Here is a 19165-nt window from a genome sequence, read left to right as displayed (position 1 = left end):
TAGTCAGCCGGCAACCGGAACAGCCCCCGATAGCCCAAATTCATGCTTCGGTCGCCCCTTCCAGCAGAACTCACTTCATTCGACTCCGCTCTGGTACCCGTGTATTAGTACCCCTCGATGACGACGAACTCGGGTAGATCCGCGATGAGTCGTTGCGTTTCGAGGCTCACGGTGACGAGACTCTTGATGAGGTCGACGACATAGCGCGGGTTGTCGTGCTCGCGGAGCCAGGCGTTCGGGTCGTTGACGATGCCGCTCTTCTTGTCGGTCTTCACCTGGTAGCGGTCGAGCACCCACTCCAGCGGACTGCGCCCGCCGACCTTGTAGAGCGCTTCGCCTTCCGGGATGCCCTCGAGCCTCAGGTGAGCGTTGTAGCGGATCGCCGTGTGGTCCTTGCGGCTCGTCCATGCAAGCTTGTCGACCCAGTAGAGGGCGAAGGGGTCCTCCGGCGCATCGAGCGCGGTGACCTCGCGCAACGGGTACGGGTCGACGCTCTCGTAGTCGACATGCAGGTCAGCGAGGGCGCGGCCGATGCGTGCGTACTCCGCGAAGCCTTCGACGAGCGGGATTCGCGGGAGCATCTTCTGCAGGTCGGCCGCATAGGATTCGCGGTACGTCGGGTGGTGCAGGAGGGCGTAGACGGCGTAGAAGATGTCATCCTTGACCTCAGCGTCGTCGACGGAGAGCGCATAACGGTACACCTCGCGGTATCGGCCAAGTGTCGCGTCGGTGATGTTGTCGATCCGACGGTATTCGCCAACGATCTCGCCATCCCCTTCAGCGAGAGCATCAAGGTTGAGGGCACCATCCTTCGCGGCGATCGGTTGCCAGGTGTGGCGAGGAAAGACCTGCGCAAGACCGTGAAGGTCCAAGCTCGGAATTCGATCGACAACAAGTGGAGAGGAGCCTTTAGCGCTGACGGCGATCGCGAGGTTTCGCTGCTCTACTGTCGGCCAGATCTTAGAAATATGGTAGATCATCTCGTTCAGCCTTGCCGAACGGTCGAAGTATTGGTGCTGGCGCATAAATGGGCGATACTGCCCGATGCGAAACCCCGCCTGATCGAGCGCTGTCGGACGATCGCGCTTCAGATCAACCAGGTTTGGTCGAGACCACGACCCTTTCGTCGAATCGCGTACAAGCAACTTCTCCACGGGCGTAGTGTCTCCGGCACCGCGAAGCGCGTGGATACGCTCGCGCTCATCATTGAGATGATCGATATGTGTGCGGATATTCGCGCGAATCGCGAACTCGCTGAAGTTGTAGGCCCACGAGTCTCGAGCGGTAGCCAGCCCTAAGGAGAAGTCCCGGAAGATGCCCGAAGTATTCACCTTCCCCTTCGTGACTTTGTCTCCAATTGGCTGCCAGACCCCGTAACGGTCGTCGCGCTGGTTGATCCAGTCACCCGCTGCGTTCGGTGTCACAGGCTCGTACGCAGTGCCCTCGATCGACGCTTCTCTCGCAAGCTTGTCGATCTTCTCCTCGCGTGTGAGGCAGTCGCCGATGTCAGCGTAGTGGATACGCGCAGTACCAGCATGGGCGACGTCCTTCACGAGGATCGTAATCGCAATGCCGGTCTGGCTCCCCTCTCCGAAGACTTTACCGCCCTCGGATTTCCAGTTCTTGAGTCGTTGATTCCCTCGGAGGTTGTAGACGATGACATCGCTAAACTCTTCCGCCCAGCTGAACCGCACACCGTCAGCCGTGCCACCGTCAACGAAGCCGGAGTTGGATACGAAAGCGATAACGCCAGAATCGCCGAGGCGTTCCGTCGCCCAGCGCAACGCTCGATAGTAGGAGTCGTAGAGGGTTCCTTTCTTACCGCCGGTCGAACGAGCAACGTAAGACTTCTCGATTTGCCCATCGAGCTGCGGGTATCTTGTGTTTTGCGCATCATCGTTCGAACTCTGCTGGTTCGCCCGATATGGCGGGTTCATCACGATGACATCGACATCCGCCCCACGTTGCTTTTCCAGCCGCGCCGTGTTCTCCGGGAACACACCTCCGGCGAGCTGGCTGTCGCGTTCGTCCATCGCGAAGGTGTCGGTGAGGCTGATCCCTGCAAAGCCACCCTCGTCCGGTTCGATACCGTGCTCGGCGCACAGCTCGCGATAAACGCTCTCGATGTTGACCGCAGCGATGTAGTAGCTGAGCAGCACGATCTCGTTCGCGAAAAGTTCGCTGGCGTACTTGCGCGACAGATCCTCGGGACGGATGAGACCCGTCTGCATGAGTCGTGTGAGGAAGGTTCCGGTGCCGGCGAACGGCTCGAGGATGTTTACCCCCTCGTCACTCAGCCGCTTGCCGAAGTGGCGATGCAATGCGACGTCCGCCGAGCGCAGGATGTAGTCGACGACCGGGACGGGCGTGAAGACGATGCCCATCCTGTCCGCGAGCAGCGGGAACGCCCTCGTGAAGAACTTGTCATAGAGGGTCACGAGCATCTGCTGCTTCGCGCTGACGGTCTCGAGGCCGCGGATCCGCTCGGTCACCTTCGCGTAGAAGGCTTCGAGGGGTTCCCGCTCGCGCGCGAACGCCTGATTCTCGTGGAAGGTCGCGAGCACGTTCTCCATCGCGACCGACACGGGGTTGTCGGCCGTGAACGTGTTCTCGGGGAACATCGCCTCGAACACCGGCTTCGTAATGAGATGCTGCGCAAGCAGCTCGATCGCCTCATCGTCGGACACATCCGGGTTCACCGTCGCGCGCAAGGCCTTGACGAACTGCTCGAACGGGGATCGGTTGCCCCCCGAGGCCTCGACGTGCGATGTGATCAGTGCGATGAAGCGCTTCGCGATCTCGCCGATGTCGCCGGCCCAGTCGTCCCAGTACATCCGGTCGCCGACCTTCTTGACGAGCTTCGCGTAGACCGCGTCTTTCCAGTCGTCTGCGTCGCTCGCGGGGAAGAGCGCCGGTGACGTGTGGCCCCTGCCGACCTGAGTGGCGCCGGAACCTCCATGTGCCCCGTCCCCGCCGCCCGACGACGCGTCATCACCAGATCCGCGCCATCCGACCTCGTCGTCGGCCGCACCGGCGTCATGCCCACCGCCGATGCCCGCACCCTCAGCCGGTGCCTTCGGTGTCAGGTCGAGCTTGACGACCGTCACCTGCTCGGGAGGCGCCCCCGTGAAGGCGGCCTGGTTGATCGCCGTATCGAGCCGCTCATCGTGGGCGCGCAGCGCCTGGAGCACCTGCCAGACGACCCTGTATCGGTCGTTGTCGTTCAGCGCTTCGGAGGCGTCCATCCCTGCCGGAATGGCGATCGGCAACACGATGTAGCCGAGACGCTTCCCCTCAGCCCTGCGCATGACGCGTCCCACAGCCTGAACGACGTCGACCTGGCTTTTGCGCGGATGCAGGAACAACACGGAGTCGAGGCTCGGCACGTCGATGCCCTCGCTCAGGCAACGAGCGTTGGTGAGCACGCGCGCGACGGGCCGGTTGTGCGCATCGATCTCCGGCTCGGCCTTCAGCCAATCGAGCAGTTCCCCGCGCTTCGTGGCATTCATCGTGCCGTCGACGTGCTCTGTGTGCACCGTGAGATCGTCGGTCGGATCACCGTTCATCGGGTTCGACAGGTGACGGTCCGCGAGCAGCGCGAAGTCGTTGGCCACTTTCTTCGAGGTCTTGATGTCTCGCGCGAACGCAACCGCGCGACGCATCGGGGCGCGGTCACCGCCGAAGCCGCCAGTCTCTTCGTCACCGTCGCGCTTCGCCAAGGCGTTGTAGCAGCCGACGAGCTTGGCCACATCGCCGATCTGGAGTTCGTGGCCGTCCTCCGCAAGCTCTCGCTGGAAGCCCTCGACGATCTGATCCTCGCTGACCCCGAGCACGACGACCTTGTAGTCAGTCAGCAGCTGCGATTGCACTGCCTCGTGGAAACCGATGCGATGCAACACCGGACCGAAAAGGCCCTCGTCATCCATCGAGACGAGTTCCGCATCCTTTTCGCGGGCAGTGTTCTTCACCTCGGGTGCGAAGATGCGCGGCGTGGCCGTCATGTATACGCGCTTCTCGGCCGCGATGACGTCGTTGTCGTGCACCTTCACGAAATGCGATTCAGATTCATCGGCGAGAGTGACGCCTGTCGTCCGGTGTGCCTCGTCACAGATGACGAGGTCGAAGGTCGGAACGCCCAGGCGCTGAGCTTCAGCGACCGCATCGATCGACTGATACGTCGAGAAGATCACCGTCATGCCCTCGTCAAATGCGACATCGTGCGACTCGAGCAACTGGGCGAGCTTGCGCCCGTCCGTGGTCGCTGGAGCACCGAGATCCTCGAGCATCACGCTGGTGAGGTCGTCGTTCTTCGTCCGACCGATGTTGATGTCGCTGCCGACGGCGAAGGCTGAGAAGCCCAGCTCCGGATCGCGTTCCGCGCTCCACTCGGCCAGGGTCTGTTGCAACAGTGCCAGGGAGGGAACCATGAAGAGGATCGTCGATGTCCCACTTGCACGTTCACGGGTCCACCGTTCAGCGAGCTTGAGCGCGGTGAACGTCTTTCCCGTGCCGCACGCCATGATGAGCTTGCCGCGGTCGAGCGGCTCGCTTCCGGCGCCCGGGTCACCGGTGAACGCGTCCATCACCGCGGAGATCGCCTGGTGTTGGTGCGCGCGAGGAGTCTTGCGCGCGTGCGTCTGGGGAGCTGTCGCCGGCGCCTTCAGCGTGTACGTCGACCAATCGATCGAACAGTGTCGAAGTTCATCAAGGTTTACTCGCCGGACCGGCTTCGTCCGGTTCTTGAGCGCTTCCTGCGCGTGCGCCCCCCACTCAAGCGACGACGTGTCGATGACGAGACCCTCGGTGAAGGGATCCTTCCCCATCGCCTCGAAGAACGAGTCAAGGTCCTTCTTGTCGACTTTGCGGTCTTCGGCGAAGAACTTCACCTGCACGGCGAGCAGCCCACCGTCCCGGAGTTCTGCGACGAGGTCGATGCCTGTGTCGGGCCGCCCGTCCCGACCGGGCCATTCGTTCCAGAGCCAGACCGATCCGAGCTGATCCGACCAAAGTCGTTCAAGAGTCAAAAAGTGCTTGGCGACCTGCTCGAGGTAGTTCCCCTTCATGCGCTCGCTGTCGGCGAGGCCTCGCAACTCGGTCAGAAGCCTGTCGAACGGAAGCTCCCCCTCAGGAGGACCAGCGGGGACAAAGGTCGGTCCCTGCATTGCCGACTGCGCAAGCGGATTCATCGTTGCTCCATCTCTTCGTCGGGCTCGTCAGAGCCGGCATCGCTGCCGTCGACGCTTGCCAGGTACTCCTCACGCACGTGCAGCAGACGCTGCTCCGTGCCGGCGATGGCCCAGTACCACCAGCCGTTGACACCGGAGCCGTGCACCGCGTAGCCCGCCGCGGACGGGTAGTCGTAGGCCGCGTCCCCCACGTAGATACGACCGTCTTGCGAGATCGTCGCCTCGACTCCCTTGCGGAAGTAGCTGCCGCCCGGCACGAGCAGCGTGCCGGCATCCAGCCATCCGGCATCCACAAGCTGAGCCACGTCGACCGTCGCCGTAGAAGTAGCGGGCTTCGTCTCCGCCCGTCCCACGTGCCCCTCCGGCACCGGCCACAGCTCCAGAATCCGGTCGATCAGCTGCTCGGTGCGATGCCCGATCGCGCGCTCGTCCCACCCGGAGTCATCGACGAGGTTGATCGCGTCCTTCGTAATGAGCACATCGTCAGAGCGCAGGAAGTGCTCGCGCTTCTGCTCCCATGGCCCGTTCGAGACGCGCGTGTTCAGCGACTGGGTAACGATCGTGAGGTTGCCAAGCTGCTGGATACGCCAATCGCGCGTCGCCTGCTCTTCCTCGGAGAGCTCGGCGAACCAGTGCTGCCGCCACTTCTGCGGCATGACGTGCTCGATCGTCGCCTTGCCCCGCACGATCGGCCCCATCGTAAATGCGCGTCCATCTGGGTAGCCGCGCTTGTCGTCTTCGAGCGCTTCGAAGATCATCCGCTGCACGGACTGGCGATATGAGGTGTAGGCACGAGCGTCCCTGACGACGGCTCGCACCTCGGTGTCGCCCGGCCAGTACGCGGTAGTTGCCTGACTCTCAGCGAGAAAGTCGCGCACTTCATCCGCCACTCGCTCTGAGGCCTGCGCGGAGAGGCGCCGCATCAAGTCGACGACGATCCGGTTGGATGCCTGCGAAGTCGCCTTGACCAACGCCCGCCGCACGAACCAGCTCTCCAACGTCACCAGAATGTGTTTGCGATCCTCGTCAGATATCGCCCCCTGCTCGGGTTCATCGAGCCAGATCAACAACGGGCGGGCGACGTCGGTATTGAGCGCACCGATGCGGTAACTGAACAGTTCAGTGCGGCTCAGCGCTCCGACAGGCTGAGCGGCACCCTCGATCACAGCGCGGTAGCGATCGGCAGCGCGCTTGATCTGCGGGAGCAATGCACGAATGTCCTTAGCGACCGTGCTCACGTAGTGCTTGAACTGCGTGAACACCTCGCGGATCGGGAAATCTTCGAGCGTCCGCGCGACCAGCCACTGCCACATGAACAGCGACGAGCGCGTGTTCTTGATGCGCCCGGAGGTGACCTCCGCCTCCCACCACGGCGTCTCGAAGTCGGCCCAGTACTGCTGGTACGCCGCCTCCGCTTCTTTCTCGGGCAGCTGCTGGAACACGAAGTTCTTGATGAGATCGGCCGCCGACAGCGGCGTGCCGCGCGCGTTGAGCGTCTCGAAGATGGCCTGCGCGTCTTCGTTCGCATCGAGGCTGATGCTCGCGATCTCGAGCCTCGTCGTGACAGCGTCGGCAAGGCTCCGGGCCCGGCGCTCCGCGTCGTCGTCCTCACCGAGCCATTCCCCGATCGTCTCTGCGAAGAAGCGGTGCGCATCTCGCATGCGCGAGGCGGGCAGGGCGCGGGAAGCGATCGGCGCGGGCGCGGACATCACTGCGGCGAATGCCGGGCGGTCACGGTTCGTCGGCCACACCTTGTATCGGTCCTCGGCCGCATCACGCTCAGCCTCGGGGTTCTCGATCAACGGGTGGATGCGATCAGCCGCGTTCGAAAAGCCTCTCCGCGTGAGCTCGGCGTGCAGGGCACCGAGGAGCAGCTGCAGAGTTGTGAGTCTCTGCTGGCCGTCGATCACGTTCCACGACTGCAGTGCCCCGAGCGCCGTCGGCACCTGTTGAATGACGATCGCGCCGAGGAAGTGCGTCGCGTTCGGGTCGTGCTTCGAGATCACATCGATCAGCCGCGCGATGTCCTGCCACAGCGGCTGCCACTGCGTCTCCTTCGACCAGACGTAGGGGCGTTGGAACAGCGGAACGACCATGCGTTTAGGCCGGTAGAAGATGTCGTGCGGTTGGACGACTTCGGTCTTCATTCAGCGCGCCCGTCATCCGTCATAGAACGGCGCCGCCCCCAACGCGAAGCGCACCCGCCTCGCACACCTTCATCCCGCATATCGGCCAGTGTACTTATACCCGGTGACATTCACTCTGGCGCATGCCACCGGTGCCGACGACGCTAGAACGATGCCTCGTGTCCCGTCCCCTGCCGCCGCTCACATCGGCGCACACATCGCGGAACTGCGCAGGCGCCGATCGATGACGCAGGACCAGCTCGCGGTGGCCAGCGACATCGACTCGTCGAATATCCGCAGCTACGAGAACGGCCGCTCGCTGATGAACGTGTTCTCACTCGTGCGCATCGCGGAAGCGCTCGAGGCGACCCCGAGCGAGCTACTCGACGGAGTCACTTCAGACATGTTCGCGACGGATCGGCCGGATGCGCGGAGGGCGCGGCCGCTGCGGCGATAGCACGGCACGAACGGCGCACCGCGCTGCGCGAGCGGGGCGGTGCGCCGTTCGTGCCACCCGAGACACTGCATCATCCGCCACACACGGCATCTCTGTCCGGATCCTGCCGCGGCTCGGCGATTCTGCCGCGATTCAGCCCCGACGGCGCATGGGAACACGCCAGTGGTCCGCTACTAGGCTCTGGCGACCTCGCTAGATCCGCATAAAGCGGCCCGACCCTGGTGACCCGACCCTGGTGACATGCGTGCGTGGACGCCCTGTCGAACCCGTTCTGCACGTATCCGGATGTCCCGACAGACGACCAGGGCCAGGAGCCGCACCCTCGCACCCAGAAATATCACAAAACGATAACTACAATTGGGAGCATGGCTCCGCTGGTGAAAGAGACCGCGCCGTCGTCCGACGCGACCTCGGCGGGTTCCCGCGCGGCCTCATCCGGTGCCGCGTCCGGCGGGAAGGCGACGGGCGGCGCGAACTGGCGCCCCGACATCCAGGGCATGCGCGCCCTCGCCGTGGGGCTGGTCGTCCTGGCGCACGTGCACCTCGCCGGGTTCGAGGGCGGGTTCGTCGGCGTCGACGTGTTCTTCGTCATCTCGGGCTTCCTGATCACGCAGCTGCTGCTGCGCGAGGTCGACAAGACCGGCACCGTCTCCATCTCGCAGTTCTACGTGCGCCGCGCGCGCCGCATCCTGCCTGCGGCGACCTTCGTGACGGTGTGCATCCTGATCTACGCCGCCCTCGCACTGCCCACCGCGCGCCTCGGGCAGAACACCCAGGACTCCGTCTGGTCGGCTTTCTTCCTCTCCAACTGGGGCTTCGCGGCATCCGACACCGACTACTTCTCCACGAACGCGCCCAGCTTCTTCCAGCACTTCTGGTCGCTCGCCGTCGAGGAGCAGTTCTACCTGCTCTGGCCGCTGCTGGTGCTGGCACTCGTGCCGCGCATCCGGAAGCGCACCTTCGCGCTCGTGGCCGGCGGCCTGCTGGTCGTCTCCCTCGGCTGGTCGATCTTCTACACCGCGCATGACGCAGCTCCCGCGTACTTCAATACCCCGGCACGCGCCTACGAACTGATGGTCGGGGCGATCCTCGCGTGCGTCATCGCGGGACCGCTGCGCTCTCGGTGGCGTCACCTCGCCGGGTTCGCGGGGATCGCGCTGATCATGTACGCGGCGCTGACCTTCAACGAGGCCACCCCGTTCCCCGGTTCGCTCGCCCTCATACCCGTCGTCGGCACTGCCCTGCTTCTCGCGGCGGGGCCGGACACCTTCACCGGCCGGGTGCTGTCGTGGCGCCCGCTGCGCTACATCGGCGACATCTCGTTCTCGCTCTACCTCTGGCACTGGCCGGTGGCGCTGGGCGTGCAGCAGGTGATGCCGCACACGGCGCCGTTCCTGCAGCAGGCGGGCCTGACCATCGGCATCTCGGTCGCCCTCGCGGCGCTGACGTTCCACTTCGTCGAGCGTCCGTTCCAGCGCAAGCAGGTGCCCGTGTTCTCGGTCGACAAGCGCACGCTGTGGCTGTGGCCGATCAGCGTCGTGGCGATCCTCGCGGTGGCGTTCGCGGCCTCGACCTGGGGCGTGCACCGCCAGGCCGTCGAACAGCAGCAGGCCGCGGAGTACTTCGACGAGCACGGGTACCAGGATCTGAAGCCGACGGAGGATCCGGATGCGGTGCAGGAGGACCTCTCCAAAGCCGTCGACGTCGCAGAGGACGGCGCTCCGATCCCTCCCGACTACAACGGCGAATCGCTGAGGGAGGACAAGTGGACCGACCTCGTCTCCTCCGATTGCTACGCCGGCGACGGTGAGCAGGACGCCGACGTCTGCTTCTTCGGCGACACAGACGCCGACGCCACGATCGCTCTCGTCGGCGACTCGCACGCGGCTATGTGGGCCCCGGCGCTCGACCTCGTCGGCAAGCAGCACGGGTTCCGCTTGGCGGTGTTCGTCAAGCTCGCCTGCGGCGCATACGACGTCGTGCAGGACGGCGAGAACCACAGCGCGGAGGACTGCGACGCGTTCCGCGACTTCACGCACGACGAGGTGACCGAGCTCGATCCGGATGCCGTCATCCTCGGCGCCCGAGGCATGCTCAATATGACCGACCGCGACGGCGAGACCGTCGACGAGCAGTGGCGCGCCGGCGTCTCGGACACCGTCGACTTCTACCAGGGCGTGTCATCGCGGGTCGTCGCACTGGGCGATGTGCCCGCCCGCCCCGACGCGACCCCGCAGGATTGCGTGGAGGAGCCGGGCGCCACCCAGGAGGGCTGCGTGGTCACGGGCGAGAGCATCGAGAAGCACAGCAACGACATCACCCACCACGAGGTCGCCACCGCCGGCGCCATCTACCTCGACACCGAGCCGTTCGTCTGCGTCGAGGACGAGTGCCCGCTCTTCGCCGGCGACGTGCCGCTGTACGTCGACGACTCGCACCTGAACCGGCTGTGGGTGGAGCACGTCGCGCCGGCGCTGGGGAAGGCGCTGGATGCGGAGTTGCCTGGGGGCTGACGAGCGCGGCGCGGCGCACGTGGACGCGGGGCCGCGGCAGACTCCGCGAACGTACCCCTTCGTGCCGAAAGTGCCCTTTGCGTACGTACCCAGCCGGGCCGATCGATCAGAAACGGTACTTTCGCGGGAACGCGTGCCGCGACGCAGCGGCCGGCTCTGTTCACCTGCCGGACGTCATTGTGTGACCGGGAGAAGTTCGCCGCTGGATAAGCTCCTTATTGTCTACGCCACAAGTCGACGTTCCCAAGGAGAACTGATGTCACATACCGCCACCGCCCGCACGATCGTGGGGCTCGGCGCCGCCGTCGCGCTAGGCGCCGCTCTGAGCGGCTGCTCAATGCTCGGCATTGAGCAGGGTGAAGAAGAAGGCGAGAGCGTCTTCACACTCGCAGTCGGTGACTGCACCGACACCTCGGATTCGAGCGAAGAGCTCAGCACGCTCCCGAAGATCCCCTGCGATGAGCCCCACACCGACGAGGTCTACCTTTCCTTCGAGATGGAGGACGACGACTGGCCAGGAGACGACGCCATTCAGGCCGCCGCAGAGGAGAAGTGCCTCGCTGAGTTCGACTCGTTCGCCGGCATCGGCTACGACGACTCGGTACTGGACTGGTGGCCGATGACGCCGACCCAGGCAGGCTGGGAGGACGCATCGCTGAGCGACCGCGAAGTGCTGTGCCTGATCTACGACACCTCTACTGAGACCGTCAGTGAGTCGCTGGAGGGTGCGGCGCGCTGAGCGGGAGCGTGTAATGTCAGCGGGGCAGAGGCTCGCCGCCCGGGCCATGGTCACCTTCGTCGACCTGTGTTCGGACGAACGTGCCGCGCGCTGCGGAAGCAGATACTAGGATCTCGACAACCGGGGACGATTCTTGAGGAGGATCGTTGTGAGCAACGAGATCGAGCTGGTCAGCGATGGCGATGGTCTGGCAGCGATTGGCGACCCCGCCGCGGTTGAGCGGTTCCTCTCATCCGCAGGTGTGCCTTCGAAAGACCTGGCGTTGCAGCAACGCCTGGGATCAGCGTTCAACACTGGCTCCGCCGCTGCGAAGGCCGGCTCAGAAGTCGCCGCCAGTTCCGGTCGTTGGGTGAAGCTCACCGAGGAGTCCGCGAAGGCCCTGAAGGTCAGCAAGCTCATGAAGGGCTCGTCGGAGGGCGTCAATCGGGCGATCGCCACGACGAACAAGGGCAAGATCACGAAGATCCTCGAGTTCAGCAAAACCGGGTCGGTTGGTTCGATGCTGACGAACCCGACGATGCTGGCGGGCGCCGCCGGGGTCATGGCCCAGCTTGCAATGCAGCAGACGATGGAGGAGATCACTGATTACCTCGCCAAGATCGACGAGAAGGTCGACGACATCATCCGCGCGCAGAAGGACGCCGCGCTCGCCGAGATGATCGGTGTTGGCCTCGTCATCGACGAGGCTGCAACTGTCCGCGAGCACACGGGCCGCGTATCCGAAGTCACGTGGTCGAAGGTGCAGGGCGCTTCGCAGACGATAGCGACGACGCAGGCCTACGCGCTCCGACAGCTCGATGCCACGGCCGCGAAACTGGAGAAGAAGCAGGCGATGGGCGAGCTCGCCGAGACCTCGGCAGCGATGGAGAGAACCGTCGAGGAGTGGTTGGCGGTGCTGGCACGTTGCTTCCAATTGCAGGACGGACTTGCCGTTCTGGAACTCGACCGCGTTCTCGACTCCAACCCGGAAGAAATCGATCGACACCGCGTCGGCTTGAAGGCGGCGCGTGCCAGGCGTCAGGAACAGATCGCGACGACGACTACGAACTTGCTCCGGCGGATGGGGGCAACTGCGGAAGCAGCGAACTCAAAAGTGCTTCTCCATCCGGTGAAGTCCGGCGCGGTCGTACGCTCCGGCAACGAAGTCGTCGCCGACATCCTCGTCTTCAACGAGCGCCTCGGCATCGACGCAAACCACCGCGCGATCGAAGCGAAGCGGTGGAGCACTGCAGTAGGCGAAGCTCGGGATAAAACCGTTGAGGCCGGCATCGGCGGCGTGGAAACCGTCAAGCATTTCGGCACGAAGGCGTTCAACGGCGCAAGGTCGACCGGCGAATCGCTGTCCAGCGAGATCGCCGACCGATTCCCGTTTCGACGCACGGAGAAGCCCGGGGACGGCGATCAGGAGTAGCCTCTTGGTCTCGTCGGCCCCGTGCAAACCCTGCCCAGACCCGCACTCGACCGGTTCGGTCGTCATCTCAGCTGCTCTTTGAGCAGAACAGCGAGTAGCCGGAGTGCGTAAAGGGCTGGTCGTCTACACCTGCAAGGCCTTCCCCACTCAGGTGCAACCGTTCGGTCTCGCGGATACGCAGGAACCACGTCGATGACCACGACACCGGAGACGCTTGCCACGCGCAAGCTTCTCAACGCGCACCGCGTCAAGTTCGATTCATCGCTGACCGAGCACCACGCGACAGGCCCGCCCCGGCCATGACGCGCCTACGCTGAGGAAGCAAAGCATTGCATGAACGACAGAGGACCGAGGACGGTTCGATCCGCGACGACTCGCCGTTCCGCACCGGAGCGCTGCGCACCTCCGGCAACATCGATTGGAGCGCCTCCGGCTGGATCGTCTGCCACTACGTCGGGAGGCTGCACGCGACCCTCGGAAGTAGCCCATCGGGAGAGATTGAAGCCATCCGATATGCTGGTCACGAAGAACGTCACCATCCACTACTTGCACCGGCATAGGAACGACATCAGACCGGGCTTGTTCCACCACCACCCGAAGAGGATTGGCACGCCCGATGCGCATTTCGCAGATCTCCGTCAAGAACTTCCGAAGCCTCGCAGACGTAACCCTCGATCTTGGCGACTATGCCGCTTTCATTGGAGCCAATGGTTCCGGGAAGTCCTCTGTGCTGTACGCGCTCGACTGGTTCTTCAACGGCACGACACTTGCCCCGAGTGATGTCCATGGCTACGCCGACGGACAGCCACTGGTCGAAGGCGCTTCCATCGAAGTATCCGTCACATTCGTGGATCTTACGGCGAAAGATCGCGAGAGGTTGCAGCAGTACGGCCGAGGCGACCGCGCGGAGATTCGGCGCACATGGTACGCAGAGACCGGAAAGACCATGACCGTTGGCAACGCCAAGCAAGGTCCTGGGTTCAGCACCGTGCGGAAGGACCAGCCGATCGCGGACCGGCGCTCGAAGTACCGCGAGGTTGCTCAGGCTGTCGATGATCTCGCACCGATCGCTGGCAACGCAAGCAAGGACGCAATCCTCACTGCGCTGGCAGATTGGGAAGCCCAACCACGCAACTCGCATCTGTTCGTAGACGTGACCGACGACGACGCAACACAGATGATGGGTTGGAACGGTGCAAACGTACTGCGCGAGTGCGTTCGCTTTGTGCTCGTCCCCGCTGCGACGAGCATTTCGGGTGAGGTCGGAACTGCTAGCAAAGGCACGGCACTGACTGAGCTTATTGGAAGCTTCATGGCCGCGGCAAGCGCCAAAGCACAAACCGCGTGGCTCGAAAAGCACTCCGGAGCGATCGCTGAGCTTGCGACTGAGATCTCAGCAAGTATCGATGGGGCAACCGGCCTGCAAGCGGCAAGAATCAACTCCCGGCTCTCAGCATTCGTGCCCAATGCGACAGTTCAGTTGACCCCCACCGTACCCGAGTTCACACCACGGCTGGATCCGTCGATCGCCACCGCGGTCACGGTTGGAGGCGTGACGAACGATGTTGCAAGACAAGGCCATGGCGTCCAGCGCGCTGTCATGATATCGATGTTCCAGGCGATGGTGCCGGACGTTGAATACACAAGCGGAACGCACGAAATTGAGGATGGAGAAGACAAGGCTGCAGCTGACGCTAGGCTCAAGGACGCGCTCGACAGCCTCCCTTCCACGATCGTTGCGATTGAGGAGCCCGAGATCTACCAGCACCCCGTTCGGGCCCGTGCGTTCGCGCGAACCCTCGTCGAGCTCAGCACCCAGCCTGCGATTCAGGTCGTCCTCGCCACGCACAGCCCCTACTTCGTGCAACCCGAGAAGTTCAGCGCGCTCCATCGCTTCACGTATTGCGAGGGCATGACGGCTGTCAAGAGGGCGACACCGCAGGCTGTCGCAGACGCCGCTGTCCTCGACGTGGCTAGTGTCGAAAAGGCTATCGCTAGGTATGTGCCCACTGAGTTCTCTGAGGGGTTTTTCGCCGAAGGTGTCGCGCTGGTTGAGGGCGGAACCGATCGCGCCGTTCTCGAGGCACTCTCGGCCAGACTTGCTCGCGATCTTGACCTCCGCGGAATCGCGATCCTCTCTGTCGAGGGGAAGGGCGGCCTTCGGGTCGCCCGGGCAATCCTGATGCAGCTCGGGATTCCGACGTACGTTCTTGCTGACGGAGACTTCGGAACTGCAGAGCGAAAGACCAAGAAAACGGATGGGCAGATTGCACAAGCGCATGCGACGCACGAGTCCGCCACCAGTGACCTCATCGCGGCACTTCCTAATGGCGGCACGTCGACGCACGGCACGCTCCCGTACAAGTTCGGCGCGCCGACTGTCGTGTCGGACTCCTTCACATGCTGGCGTGATGACATCGAACAAGAATTGGCTGCTTGGGCAACGTTCGAGCAGTCGCTTGCAACTGCAGGCGTAACGCTCGCCGCGCGCAACAGCAAGAACCTTCTCGCATACCGCAACGCCGTCGAAGAAGCTGATCTAGAAGACCTGCCGCCAGTGATTGGCGCGGTCTTGGACGCGATCGTCCGCCTGGTGGAAGCATAATTACCGATGCCCGTGATGCTCTCACGCCTGGGGAACGGGTAACGATCACGGGGCCTTGGCGCGGATCTGGGCGGGCGAACTACGACTGGCCAGGAGACGTCTGCGGGAGCTGGAGCGCTGCTCAGCGGCGCGCCGCTGAGCCAGGCACATCCCGTGCCGGCCTTCGGCCCGCCGGCCGTGCACAGTTCACCTAGCCTTGACGATCCAGCACGACAGACCCGTCCCATGCCATGGCGCGCTTCCGACCCGGAAGCACGCGTTGCAGGAACGGCAGAGAACCGAGGATGGTTCAGGCCTCGACACCCCCGCGACCCGTTCCGTGTCACCCCACCGGCGCAAGAAACGTCGCCACCGGATGCCCCGTGTGCGGCGAGCGCTCCACCACGGCCTCCACGCGGTACACGGACCTCAGCAGTCCCGGAGTGATCACCTCATCCGGACTGCCCTGAGCAACGACGCGTCCACCATCGATCACACAGAGCCCGTCGCAGAAGCGGGCGGCCAGGTCGAGGTCGTGCAACGCGGCGATCACCGTCACACCCAGGCTACGCACCAGCTGCAAAGTCTCGAGCTGGTAGCGCACGTCGAGATGGTTGGTGGGCTCGTCGAGCAGCAGCACATCCGGCTGCTGTGCGAGGGCGCGGGCCAGCTGTGCGCGCTGCCGCTCGCCGCCTGAGAGACTGTGCCAGCGGCGGTGGCGCAGGTGCCTCATTCCCGTCAGGTTGAGCGCGGAGTCGACTGCCTCTCTGTCCGCGGAGCGCGGCGCACCGAACGCTCCGCGGAACGGGATGCGCCCGAGGTCGACCGATTCCTCCACGGTGACCTCGGCGTGCGCCTCCGGCGCCTGTTCCACCAGCGCGACGCGTCTGGCGATCGCACGGCGCCCGATCTGCGACATCGAGACGCCGTCGAGACGCACGCTTCCCCCATGCGCGCCCTGCACGCCCGCCAGGATGCGGATCAGACTGCTCTTGCCCGCCCCGTTCGGGCCGAGCAAGCCGAGAACGCTGCCCGGCTCGGCGGCGATGGACACGTCGTCAAGGATGGCCGCACCCGAGACCGGCCAGGTGATTCCGCTCGCCTCGAGGCGAGCCGCGCGGGCATTGCGGGCGTTCATGCGCGGCGTGCCCTTCGCAGCACGATCGCGAAGGCCGGCGCACCGATCAGCGCCGTGATCACGCCGACGGGAAGCTCGTGCGGCGCGAACGCCGACCGCGCGAACGCATCGACCCAGATCAGGAACACGGCGCCGCCCAGCGCCGACAGCGGCAGCAGCAGTCGATGCGTGCGCACGCCGAGCAGGCGCACCGTGTGCGGCACCAGAAGCCCGATGAAGCCGATGGCTCCGGATGCCGCAACGGCGGCGGCCGTCATCAGCGCCGCGAGCACCATCAGGATGCCGCGGGAGCGTGCGACGTTGATGCCCACCGATGCCGCAGCGTCCCAGCCGAAGGTGAACGCGTCGAGCGCGGGTGAGAAGAACAGACAGCACACACCGGCGACGATGATCACCCCACCGGCCACGAGCAGCGGATCCCATCGGGCGCCTCCGAGCGAGCCCAACAGCCAGTACGTGAAACCGCGGGTCGCATCGGCGTCGGCCGACAGCATCAGCACGAGCGACGACACGGCCGAGAAGAACTGCGAGACGAGCACGCCGGTCAGCACCACGCGCGACGGGTCGGACGCTCTACCGCCGCCGAGCAGCAGCAGCACGATGCCGAACGCGGTCAGAGCCCCGACGAAGGCACCCGCCGACAGCGTCACCGCACCCGCCCCGATGCCGAGCAACATGGTCGAGACCGCTCCGGCCGACGCCCCTGACGAGACGCCGAGCAGGTACGGCTCGGCGAGCGGATTGCGCGTCACCGCCTGCAGCACCGCACCGGAGACGGACAGCGCGGCGCCCACAACCGCGGCCAGCAGCACCCGCGGGAGGCGCGACTCCCACACGAGCGCGTCGATCAGTGGCGGCGCCGGATCGCCGGGCAGGAACGCTCCCAGACCGAGGTGTCGCAGCACGATCCCGACGACGTCGACCGGGTTGACGCCCGCGGTGCCGATCAGCGTCGCCAGCACGATCGAAAGCACCAGCGCCAGCGTCATCGCACCGACGAGCCCCGCGGCGCCGATCCTTCTCACCCGCCGCGGCTCGGCGACCGCCTCCGTCATCATCCGGGTCGCGCTCACCGTCTGCCGAGCACGACGACGTCGTCGTAGTGCCGCCACACCGTGCCCGCCTCGGCGAAACCACCGGCGCGCAGCGCCTGCAGATGCAGCTCCAACGGCGCGTGAGGCGTCGGCGGCCGATCCGCGAACCGCTCCTCGCGCACGAGCAGATGCCGACCGAACTCCGGAACGGCGATGGCCTCCGCCCACCACTCGTCCCACGTCGGCACGCCGTTCGCGTGCGCGGCGTGCTGAGTGCGCTCATCGTCGAGGCGAGAGATCTCGGTGAGGAGCGGCTGGGCGATCGGGTCGAAGCGCAGATGGTCAGCGTTCAGGAACACTCCGCCTTCGCACAGCAGGGCCCCGAGCACTCCGTACAATCCGACGAGGTGCCCCGGTTCCAGCCAGTGCAGCGCCGTGGACGAGACGGCGGCATGCACCTGAGTGCGAGGAAGGCGCGTCGTCCACATCGTGTCGGTGAGGTCGGCGTCGACCGAGGTGAAGCGCGCCCCGTGCGCGTGGCCCAGCGACGCCGTCGCAATGGAGAGCAGCACCGGATCGAAATCGACGCCGATCACACGTACACCGGGAAAACGGTCGAGCACACGGCGGGAGAGACTGCCGGGCCCGCACGCGAGATCGACCACGACGAAACCGGCGCCGTCGCTGTCGACGCCCTCAGTGCTCGCCATGGCGTGCGCGAGCACGTCGAGCATGATCTCGAACCGTTCCTCGCGATGCGTGATGTACGCCGCCTGCTGATCGTCCCAGCGCGCGACGATCCTCTCGACGTCTTCCGGCGCTACCGCGACGTCCGTGTTCTCCACTGCGCCGCTCATCCGGTGAACCCCAGTTCCACCAGGCCGTCCGCGACGGTCGGAACCGCCTGAACGCTGTGGATCGAGGGATCCATGTACTGACCAGGAACCACGATGAAGCGCTTCTCGCGCACTGCATCCATCTTCGACGTGAGCGGGTCGCTGGTGAGGAACTCGATCTTCTCCTCCACGGTGTCACCCGGGTAGCCCCGGGTCAGGTCGGCGAGCACGATCACATCCGGCTCACGTGCGGCGACCTCGTCCCAGCTGACCTCCGGCCACTTGGTGCTCGCGTCACTGAAGGCGTTCGTCGCTCCGAGCATCTCTGTGACGGTCTGCGGCAGTCCGCCGGGGCCCGCGACCGACGGGGTCGACGAAGATGCCGCGGTGGAGTAGAACCAGACCAGCTCAGGTGATCCGGTGATGCCCTCGGCCGTCTCCATCCCATCGGCGACCGTCGCCTGCTGCTCGGACACGAGCTCTTCACCCGCTGCCGTCACATCGAAGATCTCCGCGATCTGCGCGATCTCGTCGTAGAGCATCTCGTAGGTCGCCCCGCCGTCCACGGCCGCGTGGTACGTGCAGTCGAACTCCGTCAGGTACGTCGGCACACCCAACTCGTGCAGCTCCTCGCGCTCGCCGGCGTTCTCGGCGGTGAGGAAGGAGGCGAACGACGAGTAGACGAAGTCGGGCTGCGCTTGCAGCAGCGTCTCGTGCTCGAGCAGACCATCGGTGAGCAGCGGGATCGACTCATACTCGTCGACGATGTCGTCCGGCACCGGATCCGTCTCGTACGCCGTTCCGACCATCCGATCGGCTAGCCCCAGCCTGACCATGATCTCGGTCGCCGATTGGTTCAGCGAGACAGCCCGCTCGGGTGGACTCTCGACGGTCACGTCCATGTCGCAGTTGCTGTACTCCAGCGGGAAGCCGCTTCCAGCAGCGGCAGCAGACTCACCGGCATCGCTCTGTCCCCCGGATGAGCAGCCCGCAAGCACCAGGGCACCGGATGCCACCAGCACGCTACTGATAACAGTTCTCTTTTTCATTATTGGAATAGTACACGCCGCTCAGCGAACCCCTCATCTGACGAGACCGCGAGCGGACCCCGTGTCTCGAGCGCCCCCGTAACACCCCGACA

The 19165-nt window shown here is 64.8% G+C and carries 11 protein-coding genes; 5 read left to right on the top strand and 6 right to left on the bottom strand.

The genetic code is table 11. The annotated features are described in order from the left end of the window. Positions 1–104: 104 nt before the first annotated feature. Both CIK77_RS14005 and CIK77_RS14000 read right to left on the bottom strand, forming a co-directional pair. Positions 105–5186 carry a type ISP restriction/modification enzyme gene (locus tag CIK77_RS14005; RefSeq protein ID WP_087054771.1) on the bottom strand — a complete coding sequence of 1694 codons (5082 nt, stop codon included), beginning with the start codon at positions 5184–5186 and terminating at the stop codon, positions 105–107. Next, positions 5183–7333, bottom strand: a complete 2151-nt coding sequence (locus tag CIK77_RS14000; protein WP_087054770.1) for a GmrSD restriction endonuclease domain-containing protein — start codon at positions 7331–7333, stop codon at positions 5183–5185. Before CIK77_RS14000 ends, CIK77_RS14005 begins: the two co-directional genes overlap by 4 nt. A gap of 151 nt (positions 7334–7484) precedes the next feature. Here CIK77_RS14000 and CIK77_RS13995 point away from each other — a divergent pair, with 151 nt between their 5' ends. The 5 genes from CIK77_RS13995 to CIK77_RS13975 all read left to right on the top strand — a co-directional run bounded on the left by CIK77_RS13995 (position 7485) and on the right by CIK77_RS13975 (position 15037). Further along, on the top strand, positions 7485–7769 hold the full coding sequence (locus tag CIK77_RS13995) for a helix-turn-helix domain-containing protein (RefSeq protein ID WP_087054769.1): 285 nt from the start codon (positions 7485–7487) through the stop codon (positions 7767–7769). A gap of 365 nt (positions 7770–8134) precedes the next feature. Further along, on the top strand, positions 8135–10282 hold the full coding sequence (locus CIK77_RS13990; protein WP_087054768.1) for an acyltransferase family protein: 2148 nt from the start codon (positions 8135–8137) through the stop codon (positions 10280–10282). A gap of 256 nt (positions 10283–10538) precedes the next feature. Continuing rightward, positions 10539–11021 carry a septum formation family protein gene (locus CIK77_RS17725; RefSeq protein WP_170934115.1) on the top strand — a complete coding sequence of 161 codons (483 nt, stop codon included), beginning with the start codon at positions 10539–10541 and terminating at the stop codon, positions 11019–11021. A 148-nt stretch (positions 11022–11169) separates the two neighbouring features. Further along, complete coding sequence (locus CIK77_RS13980; RefSeq protein WP_087054766.1) at positions 11170–12432, top strand: hypothetical protein; 1263 nt, start codon at positions 11170–11172, stop codon at positions 12430–12432. Between the two features lie 616 nt (positions 12433–13048). Then, positions 13049–15037, top strand: a complete 1989-nt coding sequence (locus CIK77_RS13975; protein WP_087054765.1) for an ATP-dependent nuclease — start codon at positions 13049–13051, stop codon at positions 15035–15037. Positions 15038–15359: 322 nt separating this feature from the next. Here the strand turns inward: CIK77_RS13975 and CIK77_RS13970 are convergent, their stop codons facing one another. From CIK77_RS13970 to CIK77_RS13955, 4 genes are read right to left on the bottom strand one after another with little or no spacing between them, the layout of a single operon-like run. Then, positions 15360–16154: an ABC transporter ATP-binding protein gene (locus tag CIK77_RS13970; RefSeq protein WP_087054764.1), complete on the bottom strand. Its 795-nt coding sequence runs from the start codon at positions 16152–16154 to the stop codon at positions 15360–15362. Beyond that, positions 16151–17227 carry a FecCD family ABC transporter permease gene (locus CIK77_RS13965; protein WP_249268573.1) on the bottom strand — a complete coding sequence of 359 codons (1077 nt, stop codon included), beginning with the start codon at positions 17225–17227 and terminating at the stop codon, positions 16151–16153. The genes CIK77_RS13970 and CIK77_RS13965 overlap by 4 nt, the downstream gene beginning before the upstream one ends. Then, positions 17224–18045: a class I SAM-dependent methyltransferase gene (locus tag CIK77_RS13960; RefSeq protein WP_087054763.1), complete on the bottom strand. Its 822-nt coding sequence runs from the start codon at positions 18043–18045 to the stop codon at positions 17224–17226. Before CIK77_RS13960 ends, CIK77_RS13965 begins: the two co-directional genes overlap by 4 nt. Further along, the gene (locus tag CIK77_RS13955; protein ID WP_087054762.1) at positions 18042–19073 is read right to left on the bottom strand and encodes an ABC transporter substrate-binding protein; all 1032 of its coding nucleotides are present in this window, start codon (positions 19071–19073) and stop codon (positions 18042–18044) included. Before CIK77_RS13955 ends, CIK77_RS13960 begins: the two co-directional genes overlap by 4 nt. Between the last annotated feature and the right edge of the window lie 92 nt (positions 19074–19165).

The organism is Microbacterium sp. JB110 (assembly GCF_003335195.1).
Classification (GTDB): Bacteria; Actinomycetota; Actinomycetes; order Actinomycetales; family Microbacteriaceae; genus Microbacterium.
Note: the sequence above shows the minus strand (reverse complement) of the source record. Positions and strands in the feature narration are given on the sequence as shown.

Coding starts and splice junctions, on each gene's coding strand:
- CIK77_RS14005 (WP_087054771.1), bottom strand. CDS start 5,186: ATGAATCCGCTTGCGCAGTCGGCAATGCAGGGACCGACCTTTGTCCCC.
- CIK77_RS14000 (WP_087054770.1), bottom strand. CDS start 7,333: ATGAAGACCGAAGTCGTCCAACCGCACGACATCTTCTACCGGCCTAAA.
- CIK77_RS13995 (WP_087054769.1), top strand. CDS start 7,485: ATGCCTCGTGTCCCGTCCCCTGCCGCCGCTCACATCGGCGCACACATC.
- CIK77_RS13990 (WP_087054768.1), top strand. CDS start 8,135: ATGGCTCCGCTGGTGAAAGAGACCGCGCCGTCGTCCGACGCGACCTCG.
- CIK77_RS17725 (WP_170934115.1), top strand. CDS start 10,539: ATGTCACATACCGCCACCGCCCGCACGATCGTGGGGCTCGGCGCCGCC.
- CIK77_RS13975 (WP_087054765.1), top strand. CDS start 13,049: ATGCGCATTTCGCAGATCTCCGTCAAGAACTTCCGAAGCCTCGCAGAC.
- CIK77_RS13970 (WP_087054764.1), bottom strand. CDS start 16,154: ATGAACGCCCGCAATGCCCGCGCGGCTCGCCTCGAGGCGAGCGGAATC.
- CIK77_RS13960 (WP_087054763.1), bottom strand. CDS start 18,045: ATGAGCGGCGCAGTGGAGAACACGGACGTCGCGGTAGCGCCGGAAGAC.
- CIK77_RS13955 (WP_087054762.1), bottom strand. CDS start 19,073: ATGAAAAAGAGAACTGTTATCAGTAGCGTGCTGGTGGCATCCGGTGCC.